The 11050-nt window shown below is 32.4% G+C and carries 13 protein-coding genes; 9 read left to right on the top strand and 4 right to left on the bottom strand.

Annotated features, from left to right (window positions below; genetic code table 11):
* The 9 genes from QZU81_RS09720 to QZU81_RS09680 form a co-directional block, all read left to right on the top strand.
* Positions 1-765, top strand: a 765-nt coding sequence (locus tag QZU81_RS09720; RefSeq protein WP_342764272.1) for a tyrosine-type recombinase/integrase, incomplete at its 5' end; no start/stop codon positions are given.
* A gap of 640 nt (positions 766-1405) precedes the next feature.
* Complete coding sequence (locus QZU81_RS09715; RefSeq protein WP_165814064.1) at positions 1406-1564, top strand: hypothetical protein; 159 nt, start codon at positions 1406-1408, stop codon at positions 1562-1564.
* Positions 1565-1716: 152 nt separating this feature from the next.
* A complete protein-coding gene (locus QZU81_RS09710) occupies positions 1717-2025 on the top strand; it encodes a hypothetical protein (RefSeq protein ID WP_295591553.1) in 309 nt (102 codons plus the stop codon).
* Complete coding sequence (locus QZU81_RS09705) at positions 2018-2152, top strand: hypothetical protein (RefSeq protein WP_295591552.1); 135 nt, start codon at positions 2018-2020, stop codon at positions 2150-2152. Before QZU81_RS09710 ends, QZU81_RS09705 begins: the two co-directional genes overlap by 8 nt.
* 11 nt (positions 2153-2163) lie before the next feature.
* The gene (locus QZU81_RS09700) at positions 2164-2721 is read left to right on the top strand and encodes a hypothetical protein (protein ID WP_295591551.1); all 558 of its coding nucleotides are present in this window, start codon (positions 2164-2166) and stop codon (positions 2719-2721) included.
* A 31-nt stretch (positions 2722-2752) separates the two neighbouring features.
* A complete protein-coding gene (locus tag QZU81_RS09695) occupies positions 2753-3256 on the top strand; it encodes a hypothetical protein (RefSeq protein ID WP_295591550.1) in 504 nt (167 codons plus the stop codon).
* 16 nt (positions 3257-3272) lie between these two features.
* Positions 3273-4967 carry a hypothetical protein gene (locus QZU81_RS09690; RefSeq protein WP_295591549.1) on the top strand — a complete coding sequence of 565 codons (1695 nt, stop codon included), beginning with the start codon at positions 3273-3275 and terminating at the stop codon, positions 4965-4967.
* 359 nt (positions 4968-5326) lie between these two features.
* Entirely contained in the window at positions 5327-5641 is a 315-nt protein-coding gene (locus QZU81_RS09685) for a hypothetical protein (protein ID WP_278942559.1), read from the top strand.
* A 176-nt stretch (positions 5642-5817) separates the two neighbouring features.
* Positions 5818-7926: a tetratricopeptide repeat protein gene (locus tag QZU81_RS09680; RefSeq protein WP_295591548.1), complete on the top strand. Its 2109-nt coding sequence runs from the start codon at positions 5818-5820 to the stop codon at positions 7924-7926.
* A 200-nt stretch (positions 7927-8126) separates the two neighbouring features.
* Here QZU81_RS09680 and QZU81_RS09675 read toward each other — a convergent pair whose 3' ends face one another.
* The 4 genes from QZU81_RS09675 to QZU81_RS09660 all read right to left on the bottom strand — a co-directional run bounded on the left by QZU81_RS09675 (position 8127) and on the right by QZU81_RS09660 (position 10935).
* A complete protein-coding gene (locus tag QZU81_RS09675; RefSeq protein ID WP_295591547.1) occupies positions 8127-8381 on the bottom strand; it encodes a hypothetical protein in 255 nt (84 codons plus the stop codon).
* A gap of 80 nt (positions 8382-8461) precedes the next feature.
* Entirely contained in the window at positions 8462-9871 is a 1410-nt protein-coding gene (locus QZU81_RS09670) for a phage terminase large subunit (RefSeq protein ID WP_295591546.1), read from the bottom strand.
* Entirely contained in the window at positions 9864-10673 is an 810-nt protein-coding gene (locus QZU81_RS09665; protein WP_295591545.1) for a hypothetical protein, read from the bottom strand. Before QZU81_RS09665 ends, QZU81_RS09670 begins: the two co-directional genes overlap by 8 nt.
* Positions 10674-10686: 13 nt before the next feature.
* Positions 10687-10935 carry a hypothetical protein gene (locus QZU81_RS09660; protein WP_295591544.1) on the bottom strand — a complete coding sequence of 83 codons (249 nt, stop codon included), beginning with the start codon at positions 10933-10935 and terminating at the stop codon, positions 10687-10689.
* Positions 10936-11050 lie beyond the last annotated feature (115 nt).

Raw genomic sequence — 11050 nt, 5'->3', positions numbered from 1 at the left:
ATACAATTTGAAGACTTGCCTGATAAGGAAATCATCAGAAAAGCCGTGGATGTGGCTACACCAACAATTAAACCCATCATATTATTTATGGCATCCAGCGGTTGTGCCAGAATGGAAACACTAAACCTAACAATCGGAGATTATATTGAGGCAGTAAGTGAATACACAAACGAAACCAATATCTTTGATATAATTGAGGATTTGGGTAACTGTGAAGGTGTAGTTCCAACATTTCACATCAAAAGACAAAAAACAGGAAAACATTTTACCACATTCTGCAGTCCTGAAGCAACTCTTGCAATAAACAATTACCTGCTTTGGAGAATAGACTCTTTACTTGATCGCCGTCGACTTTTTAAGGTAGATCCCAATTATTTTACACATGGCTTTTCACTTGTAAATGAAAGATTAAACTTAGGTAAAGTTGGCAACTACAACCGTTTCCGCAGCCACATGCTTAGAAAGTTTCATGCAAGTGCATTGTACAATGACGGCATGCCAATGGAAAAGGTAAATGAATTGCAGGGAAAGGCTAAAAACCAAACTGATACCGCTTACTTTATGGCCAATCCTGATGACCTGAAAGAAGAATATATCAAGCATTTACCCGCACTTACCATGAGCAAGGAGATTGAAAAGATTACCGTCAAATCTCCAGAGTTTATTAAGATGGAAAAGGAAAATGCAGAGTATAAAAAACGAATGGACGGTATTGATGAAGAAATCAGACAGCTTAAAAAGGAAGTCTTAATGAATATCAAATAAAAATTATTAAGTTGAAAATGTAAATTATACATTTCAACATTTTTTCTTATTTTTTTCTAAACACCAATTTTCAAAACACCAATATTATTCATTAAAATAAGAATAGTAATGTTTATATATTCATTTTGACAAACTATGATTAGCCATTACTAACTGAAAGCAATTTTACGAAGTGAGAACAATTTTTCACACTCGTACAACTTTTTTTAGTGCGGCTTGAAAATCAATATCTAGAGGTAAAATATCAAAAAAAGCAATGAGAAAAAAAATCATGATAAAGGATTATACAAAAATAATTTTTCGTGGACAACGAGTTATATTATTTTTTAATATAATCCTAATGGGTCAGTAAGAAAAATAAAAATAATTAGACACGTCGCCAAACGATGTTAAAAATTAATACTTTTCAAAACTTAACCCATACTTTTCAAAACTTAACCCAATATTTAGTTTATTTTAAGGAATATATAAATATTTATACATTTTAAATTAAAAGACTTATTTTACTCTAAATATCCGGCAAAGAATTGAAAACTATTTTTAACAACCTACTATTTTTATTTCAAAGACTTCTGACCCACATTGAGTTTTAGATTGTTGAATATACGCCCACAAGGGAAAAAACAGGAGACAAAACATAATGTGTGAAGTAATTAAACCCAAGCCCAATGAAATAATAATTTTCAATAATTTCAGGGCACTTGAAGAATGTATTGCTGAAATTCAGGAAAACGAAAACATTCAAAGTGAAAGGGAATTTTTCAAGTCATACAGGATCAAGATAATGAAACTTGATTAACACCAGACGGATGAACAACTTTAAAACATTAACAGGAGTCTTAATTATGATAGAAATGAAAGACATTGACGGAGAACCTCACGTTATAGTTCCAAAAAACATATGGGACAGAATGTGGGATTTATTTAATAAAATTGAATCAGGTGAATAGTATGAATAGCTATTCACCATTTTCAAAACATTGCATTCAATTCCAAGATAATTACCATGGCATTTTAACTCACAATGGTGAAATTAAAGTTGCCAAATGTGATGTAGAACAAACAATCCTCCATATTGATGACAACGGTACTGTATTAGTTAAAGGCAGGAAAAAAGCATATGTTACCCAAATTCATGCAAAGTTATTGTCATTAATGCACTATGCTGCTGAAGGTGATATTGGATTTGTAAAATTCAGAAGAGGTGAAGCATATATTGTTGGATTTAGGAAAAATAAAGGAGCTAACAAAAATGTCTAAACCAGTTAGATTATATCCAAAACCTGAACCGATGAACGTCAATCCAAGATTAATATTAATTGGCAGCATATTATTTGCTTTAGTGATAGGTTGGATTGGAATTGTAACAAGTACTGTAGGATTATAAAAGGTGATAAAATGGTAAAAGCCGAAATTATAGAAAGTCCTGAAGTTTCTAAAGAAACTGAATTAATAGCTACCGATAATGTTCCTAATGTTGATGTAGCTATTGAACAATGGGACGCTTATCAAAAACTCTGTAAAGGATTGTTAAATGAAACAGATTATCAAGAAATAATTGTTAAAGAAAAGGATGAGAACGGAAACTATGTTAAAGTGAAAAGACACTTCAAGAAAAAATCAGCATGGCAGAAACTCTCACGTGCATTCAATGTTGACACTCATATTGTTGACCGTGACATTGAAAGAACCAAAATGGGAAGAGTACGGGAAGCTTACTATTGCGTTAGAGCAACATTACCAAATGGTCGTAGTGTTGAATCAGATGCATTGTGTTCCCGTTCAGAAAAAGGAAAAGACAAAGTGAGCGATCACACTATAATGTCTACTGCAAAGACACGTGCAACCAATCGTGCAATAGCTGAACTGATTGGAGCAGGTGAAGTGTCAGCAGAAGAAATGTCAGCTGAAAGAATAGTTAACCAATCAAAATTTTTAAAAGAGGATAATAGCTAATCCTCTTTAATATTTTTAGGAGACAAATAAAATGAGTTTTGAAAATACTAAACAAACCATATTTACAGGTACAGAATTAGATTACGAAGAAATTGTAGAAATTCCGGAAGGATATGAAAAAGCAGAATTAAGAGACTTTGAAGACGGAACCCTCTTAAGAGGAAGACCTGAAATGTCTTCAGTAACATCATACACCTTCGATGACGACGGTGAAGAAAAAACCGTAAACAGATTCAAACTCTACATCTTCCAGGACGATGACCAATTATACATTGAAATCAATGTCAACCTCAAAAACGACGGAGACCTTCACAAAAACATCAGAAAAGGAAGTGTACTCTTTGACTTCATCACTTCAATCCTTGAACTTGAAAATGCTGGAAGTGTTGGCAAATCCAATATTCTCAGAAACGTCAATCTTGCAGAATACCGCCAATTCGTTAACGGCTTGGATGAAATGACAATACAGGTCAAAGAGAAATCCGGAAGTTATGTCTATTACAGTTTCATTGTACGTGACGTCCAAGTAAAATAGATGGGGCAAGAACAAAATGAGTAATGTAGCTGAATTACCTACTAAAGATACAATAACTCTCATTATCAACAGAAAGAAAGTAGAGAGTGTTACATATGTATTTAAAAATAAAGAAGGTAATAAAATTGGAGAATACTTAAACAAAACTCCAGCTACATTATCTTCTCAGAGTAATGTCGCAAGACAGTTCAAACAGATTGTAAATCCCAAAGGTGACATAAATCCGAAGATTGTAAACAACCAGTTCGCAGAGGTAAAACAGCTCCTGCAGCTTCACTATGAAAATGAGCTATCTTTTATTGAACAGGAAATAGCTGACAGAAAACAAGCCGAGCAGGAAAAGGATAGTGTTAAATTAAAGGAAGCTATCACTAAACTTCAATCATTGAATCGACCTTTGATTTATATCGGCAGTATTGTTGAATGGTTTACTGCAGGCGAACGCAACAACATACTGTATGCATTTGCCGTATATGCAGGACAAGTTGTCTTAAGAAATCCGGTATCCGTAATATGTCTGGGTGAAGCAAGCAGCGGCAAGTCACACATTCAGGAAACCGCTTTAAGATTGATTCCTAAAAGGTTTGTTGTCAATGAGAAAAAGATTACCGAAGCAGCACTGTTTAATCGTGCAAAAACAGACAAGTATTTCTATGACGGCAAAATCGTTAACTATGGGGATATGGGAGGAAACAACGACCATGACTTTATGGAAGAATCCAAAAACCTCATGAAGGAACTGCAGTCAGACGGTTTTCTAAACAAACCATTAAACATTCCTGACGGTGAAGGCGGATGGGAAGTAAAGGATCTTGAACTTGTCGGCAGACCATGTCTCACATACACTACTGTGCCTAACCATTATTTTGATGATCAGGAAATGAGCAGAAGCATTTTCATCACTCCAAGAATGGACAATCAGAATATCTTCAATAAAAGAAACAGTGCATTAGAATTCAAGCACGGCAAAAGCTACAAAATCTTAAAACATTATGAAAAAGAAGCTGAGCTAGTGCCATACATGCTGCTGCACCTTAAGGAAGTATTTGAAAACATTGTAATAATAAATCCATATGTTTACTTTGTCATCAACTTCCTGAAGGACTCTGCTTTCTATAAAAGGGATTTTGATAAGTTCAACGGCATACTGAAAACAATAACGGCCTTGAATTACTATAACCATGAAGTCTATGAAGTTGACGGCAAGAAAGTAATTTTGACTAACATTGCAGACGTGCAGGAATTCATGAGTTTATTAAAACCATACAAGGAAAGCATATCTGCAAACCTGTCCCCTAAGGCAGTTGAGGTTTTAAACGATATCAGAAACAATATCGAGGACTGGCGAATGAAAAAGGATAGGGAAGTATTGGACATGGGAATTACAACCAATGAATACTTCTCACTTCAAAATCTTGGATTAAGTAAGGCATCAGTTAGGAAATACATGTATGAATTGGCAGACAAGGGATTTATTCAAGTAACAACTCGTTCAGGCAGAGCTAATGTATATGACTTGGCCAAAAGTGAAGTTGCATCAATCAACTATGACTTAAAGCACATAGACAATTCAATATACGAGAATATCTGCTATGAGATTGGTGAATGGGTTATAGACATTATGAAAGAAGATAAATTTGTTGAGGGGTTAAGTATCATGAACTTTGACGAAGAAGTTAAAAAACCAACATGGATAAGTAAAAAACCATGAAAACTACGAAAACCATGAAAACTGAAAAACTGAAAAAACTATGTAAACTTTAAAAAACTTTCACAAAAGTTTTTATAAAAAACTGTTTACAATTGTTTTTAGGTTGATTGGGAATTTTTTAGTTGGAATTGGTAATTGCTTTTCCAATGAAAACCAATGTGTTTCAGGATAATGGGGAGGTAACTTTAACAATACTTCCCGCATACCCTGGAAAAATAAGGTTTTTTAAAAAATCATAATCTTGAAAAGTGATGACAGCTATTCTTTTTTGATTTAAAGAATTCTGGAAGCTATTTAAAAAAACCATCCCAAAATTTCTCAATAGTTTTTATGGTTTTTATAAATTTTTTTGATTTATTATGAAATCTATAAAAGAACAGATAATCGAAGCCAAACATGAAAAAACAGAAAGGGAAGAAGAATTGTGGTTTGTAGATTACTGCAACAACTGCAAAACCGGATTGGCTTTTAAAAATGATGTTCCCTGTCATCATCCATGGTACTGCTGGCATGAAGGAGAATCAGCTATTGTGCAGGCCGAGATTGTAAGGATTGACGAGTATCGAAGACAACATGGACATGTTACTTCACAAATGTATTGGGAATATAAAAAATTAAGAAAAAGACAACGCCAGTTAATCTGGCAAGGCAGACAGAAATTACTAAGAAGTTAAATACAATATTAGTTAAAGTAAGGAATTACACTAACTAATAGAAATATAATAACAATTAACACTAATAGCAATTGATATAAACTTGTTACTATAAAATATCTAATTAATTAAATTTAAAGAAGGTAATTTTTGGTGAATACAAAATCTTAAAAATTAATTCTAAAAAAGGGATAATCATGCCATTTGATTTAAATAAAATAAAAAACATTGCTAAAGATGTTTCTAAAGAAGTTGTTAATGTTGTTGGAGATAAATACCTTGAAATTAAAGCAAATACTAATTTCGATGATGGAAAATATGATGAAGTAATCCAAGCAGCTAATGAAATACTCAAATTTGATAAATTCAATTATGAAATGGTACTTCTCAAAGGAAAAGCATTAATGAAACAAAACAAATATGATGAAGCTATTGAAGCATTTATTGAAGCTTTAGCTATTGATAATAAAAAAATTGAACCATTATTACAAATAGCTGCAATTAACTCACTTCAAGGAAATTTTGATGATGCTGTTGATGTTTATAATTCAGTACTTAAAAAAGATAACAATAATAATTCTGCTTTATTAGGTTTAGCTAGGAATTACTTTGCTAAAAAAGAATATGAATGTACTAATACTTATTTTAACAAAATTCAAACAATTGATACAAAATTATTGACTGATGAAGATTATTACAACTGGGGATTATCATTAAAAGAAATGGGCGAATTTGAAAAAGCAAAAACTAAATTTGAACAAGCTAATACATCAAATCCTTCAGATAAATATCAAAAAGCAATTGATGGCCTTAAAAAATATGAATTTGAAATTGAAAAAAAGAAAGCACATGAATATTTCAACAATAACGATTTTGACAATGCCATTAAATGTTTTAATAAAACCATTAATTCATCATCCGAAATATTAACTGACGAGGATTATTACATATGGGGTTTATGCATAGAAGAAAAAGGCAGAGACATATATGCACATTACAAATTTAAAAAAGCATATGACATTAATCCATGCGATAAATATAAGAATAAAATGAATTCGATAGAGCAAAAACAAAGAGATGCCTCCGATGAATTAATTAAAAAGGCTCATAAATCCTTTGATAATGGAATGTATAAAGAATCTGACAAATATTTTTCAAAAGCTTCAAAATTTAAATGGAACAATATGTCCCATGAAGATTATTATACTTGGGGATCATGTTTAATGAATTTGCAGAGGCCAACTCCAGCTAAAGATAAATTTAAAAAAGCAAATGACTTGAAATCATGTTCAAAATATTCCACGGCATATAAAGATGGATTAAATATGTCAAAAATTGAAACATACATTAGAGACGCAAATAGATATTATAATGAAAAAAAATATGTCAACGCTTTAAAATATGTTGATAAAGCACTTGAATTAGATTCTAATAATGTCAAAGCATTATTGCTGAGGGGGGACATTCTTTCAAAACAACACGACCCAAATAGCAGAATCTATTATGAAAAAGTTTTAAAACTTGATTCCAATAATAAAAAAGCACAAATAGCAATAAATGAACTAGAACAGGTTGAAGACATGTCAAACCCTGAAAAACCAGCATTTTGGGTGGCCAGTGCACATATTGAAACACAAAAGGGGAATTATTTAAAGGCTATAGATTTAATAAATAAAGCAATTGAGATAAATCCAAATAATGATTTTACATGGAGCAAATTATGTGTTGCATATCAAAACATACAAGATTATCCAAAAGCTTTAGATGCTATTAATCGAGCTATTGAAATTTCTTCTGAAAATGCTCAAAGTTGGTTCAATAAAGGGCAAACTTTATTCTGGTTAGGTGATTTTAGAAAATCGATTCGATGTTTTGATAAAGCAATTAAATTAGATCCTGATGAATGTGATGATGCACTTGCAATAAAAGGTATGGCCTTAATTAGGTTAAATAGGATGTCTGAAGCAAAAGACTCATTAAGAAAATCTTTAGTAAACAATCCAAAAAATGAATTTGCTTTAGAAACAATAAAACACATTCCTGATTTTCTTGAAATTGAAGCTAATCTAATAGACTATGTTGGTGGAGCCGTAGGAAATGTTAATCCATTATGGTTTGGTAAAGCAAAATATGCTTTAGACCTTGTTAACAAATTAAAAGAAAAAGGAGTTGATATTAGTTTTGAATTAGATTCCGAAATGTATTCTCTATTGATACATGATTCAAAAAAATATTTATTCAATCCAGCGGAAATTGATGGTGCAGTAGTCTATGTTACTGCATTATGGGAGCGCAAATTTAAATAAAATTTAATTATTAAAATATAATCTCCGATTATTAGATTGACAATAGTTATGCAATGGAATTGGATTTAAACACAATTAAAATGAAGAAAACAAATATCAAATGGATTATCTAAAATAGATTATGAAAGTTTAAACTTTATAATCCCACAAAAAATTAAGTGGAATACCATTGTCCACATTAACTCTTTGGTTTATTAAAGTTAATTTGACCATTTACGGCTTAAGTCACTGTCATTGAATACAGTTTTTTCTTGACATTCTTTTAACTCACTTATGTTATCTCTAAAGAATTTTAAGCAGAAATCTTTTTTTGCATTGAAATTGTCGCAGTTTAAATGAATATTTTCCTGACAGTTATCGCAACTAATTTCAGTTCCTTGTTTGTTTTTACAGGATAATTCATCGTTATCATCAAGATAACGGAAGTCACAGTCTTTAAATATTATATCATTCATAAAATCCAAATCCTCCGTTTTTTTAATTTATCATATTACAATCTGTTAATAAGAGAATAAATAAATTATTGTCCAAATTTTTATGTCGAATACCACTTATCCACATCAACTCTTTGGCTTTGGGTTTCATTAGTTATCTTTTCATATCCTCCGGTGAATGCCACTACACAGTCATCATGAATGGCTTCATTTGGATATGCAGTTATTTTTTCCAGAAATTCCATCGCCCATTTTTTGGTGAACCCGGCCGAATCCTTTCCAACAAGGAAAATTCCCCTCTTTTGAATATCTGCTGAAACTCTTCTTGCACGGTCAACTTTGTTTTCTCTTGAGTTACCGGTGCCCGTAGCGAATCCTCTTCTGTTCAGTTCATCTATAATTAATAATCCGAAGTTTTTGCCTGTGCTTCCGTCAAGTTCAATGTATTGTACATCTGACTTGTCACGTGCTGCAGTATTTAATATTTCATTGATTAGGTTTCTGGATTCCAATTGAAATTCATATGAATCCAGAATATAAATATTTCCGGACAGATCTTTAGCAAGCAGAACACCTGCTGTATAATCAGGATCACTTCCTTTCAACTTATCATCATTCAATACTTCAGTAGCTGCAAGATCCCAATATCTGATAACTTTAACGATTGGTATTTTCATGTATTCATCATGAGAAATCAAATGGAAGTCTGATTCATCGAATAGCTGACCTTTAACTGATGCATACCAGTTACCGTTCATTAACTGCTCACGTGTTACTCTATCCAATCCCATCAGGTATTCTTCATAATCTTTCCTGTCCAAGTAAACATTATCCAGATAGCTTGAGCTAATGAATCTGATTTGTGATTTGTCCTGAATATCTGTATCTATTTTTTCTATGAATCTTTCACGAACCCATTTGTTTCCACGTTTACCGGGATTACTGGAGCACATTAACTGTGTAGGAAGTTTGTTATCTTTTGTTTTTCTAACTCTAGATCTCATATAAATGTATTTGAATCTTTCAAGCTGTGTCAGCTCATCAATTCCTATGAACTGATATTCAGAACCCTGATAAGTATCCAGGTCATTAATGTTTCTCAAATATCCAAAGGTTAGTGAATTTCCATTGGGAAATGTCCATGAATGTTCGGTTCCATCCCACTTTGGTTTGATGCTTGCATTATTTTGAACTTCCTTTCGATTTAACCACTGGCTTGCTTTATGAATTAAAGCTCCTTTACGCTTCAAGTCAGATAAAGTACGTCTCAGGATGAGGGCATGATATTCATTAACATCATCCTGAACATAAAACAATGCCCTCATCAACAGACTTGTTGATTTGGAACCTCCTGCAGCACCGCCAATTAGGACTTCCTTTTCTCTAGCCAGTATCATCTCAGCCTGCTTTGGAAATGGATTGAATGGAATATATGGATTCTCATATACACACTTCTGAAGAATAGCTTTATCTCTAGCATCTAAATAGAATTCACCTTTTTCATCATACATTGTTATCATCAATTTGTTTTGCAAGGATTTCTATTTCATTCATGATGTCCTTTTGTGAGATTTCAATTTTCTTATCTTCCAGTTCAAGAACTCTGTTTTTGAACAGTCTGTCCATTTCATCCTTGAATAATCTGTTTTTAGCTTCAAATGCTTTAACGGATAATTCCAGATATCTGATTTTCAGTTCTGTAATGTCGATTAAATATCTGGCCAGACTTTTTTCATTGGCATTGTATCTTACTTCCTGATCGAGTTTCTCAAAGTCGATTTCAAGGCCAACCGCATTTTTTGTTATTTTATCTAAGTTTTCCAAACCTGTTTTGATGTCTGTGACCTGTTGCTGGAGGATAGAATCAATAGCTAAATCTATATTGTCCCCGTGAACGTTATTGTCAGTAATTTGTTTTTGTGTTATGGCTCTGTTTGTCAATGCTTCCTTTTGTCTGGCTCTCGGGTCTTTGTCATTGTCTGTTAGATGATATTTCTTTTTGAATCTTGAAAATGTTGCTCTGCTTACTTCAAGTTTGTGTTCCTCATCCAGCCATCTTCTGATGCTTTCATCTGTTGCTCCTTGAGTTTTCATTACCTGAATTTCATCCAGAAGGGTTTCCAGGAAATCCCCTTTTGTTAGCTTCAGTCCTGCTTTGAATTCCTTAAATGTTGTGAGTGAAACTTCACGATCATATTTTGTTTTTAGGAGTTCTATGATTTCCTTGTTGCTCATTGCCTTCCTACAGCAGTTGATGATTTCCTGTTCGTGCTGTTCTAAAAAATAATGGATATCTGAATTTACTCGACTCATAGTGATGGTTCTCCTATAAATCCCTTAATTCTCTTTCAAGTTCCTGTTTTCTCTCTTCAATTAACTTGTATTCCCTTTGTTTCATAATCCTTTCATAATTGCGATTGTTGTGTATTAGTGTTATGGTTTCCTGTGCATCTCCGATAGCTATTAGCATAGCTCCAAGTTCGTATGCATCCTTGTGTGTAAAACTAGATTCTTCTACTATTTTTTTGAGTGTAATTTCAACTCTTGCGCTGATGTTGGTTTTTTCCGGTAACATAATACATATATTTATTATGTATTATATATAAAATTTTATTATAAAAAAAATATAAAAGTAATAATAAATATTACTTTCACTTATGAAAAATAGTTTCTTTTGAAGAGTTATATAC

The sequence above is a fragment of the uncultured Methanobrevibacter sp. genome, from assembly GCF_902770715.1.
Taxonomy (GTDB): domain Archaea; phylum Methanobacteriota; class Methanobacteria; order Methanobacteriales; family Methanobacteriaceae; genus Methanocatella.
This window is presented reverse-complemented; position numbering and strand designations above follow the sequence as displayed.

What these genes read in the sequence shown, in the direction of transcription:
- QZU81_RS09660 (WP_295591544.1), bottom strand. Translation starts at nt 10,935, where the DNA reads ATGTTACCGGAAAAAACCAACATCAGCGCAAGAGTTGAAATTACACTC.
- QZU81_RS09705 (WP_295591552.1), top strand. Translation starts at nt 2,018, where the DNA reads ATGTCTAAACCAGTTAGATTATATCCAAAACCTGAACCGATGAACGTC.
- QZU81_RS09685 (WP_278942559.1), top strand. Translation starts at nt 5,327, where the DNA reads ATGAAATCTATAAAAGAACAGATAATCGAAGCCAAACATGAAAAAACA.
- QZU81_RS09680 (WP_295591548.1), top strand. Translation starts at nt 5,818, where the DNA reads ATGCCATTTGATTTAAATAAAATAAAAAACATTGCTAAAGATGTTTCT.
- QZU81_RS09670 (WP_295591546.1), bottom strand. Translation starts at nt 9,871, where the DNA reads ATGTATGATGAAAAAGGTGAATTCTATTTAGATGCTAGAGATAAAGCT.
- QZU81_RS09710 (WP_295591553.1), top strand. Translation starts at nt 1,717, where the DNA reads ATGAATAGCTATTCACCATTTTCAAAACATTGCATTCAATTCCAAGAT.
- QZU81_RS09715 (WP_165814064.1), top strand. Translation starts at nt 1,406, where the DNA reads ATGTGTGAAGTAATTAAACCCAAGCCCAATGAAATAATAATTTTCAAT.
- QZU81_RS09665 (WP_295591545.1), bottom strand. Translation starts at nt 10,673, where the DNA reads ATGAGTCGAGTAAATTCAGATATCCATTATTTTTTAGAACAGCACGAA.
- QZU81_RS09675 (WP_295591547.1), bottom strand. Translation starts at nt 8,381, where the DNA reads ATGAATGATATAATATTTAAAGACTGTGACTTCCGTTATCTTGATGAT.
- QZU81_RS09695 (WP_295591550.1), top strand. Translation starts at nt 2,753, where the DNA reads ATGAGTTTTGAAAATACTAAACAAACCATATTTACAGGTACAGAATTA.
- QZU81_RS09700 (WP_295591551.1), top strand. Translation starts at nt 2,164, where the DNA reads ATGGTAAAAGCCGAAATTATAGAAAGTCCTGAAGTTTCTAAAGAAACT.
- QZU81_RS09690 (WP_295591549.1), top strand. Translation starts at nt 3,273, where the DNA reads ATGAGTAATGTAGCTGAATTACCTACTAAAGATACAATAACTCTCATT.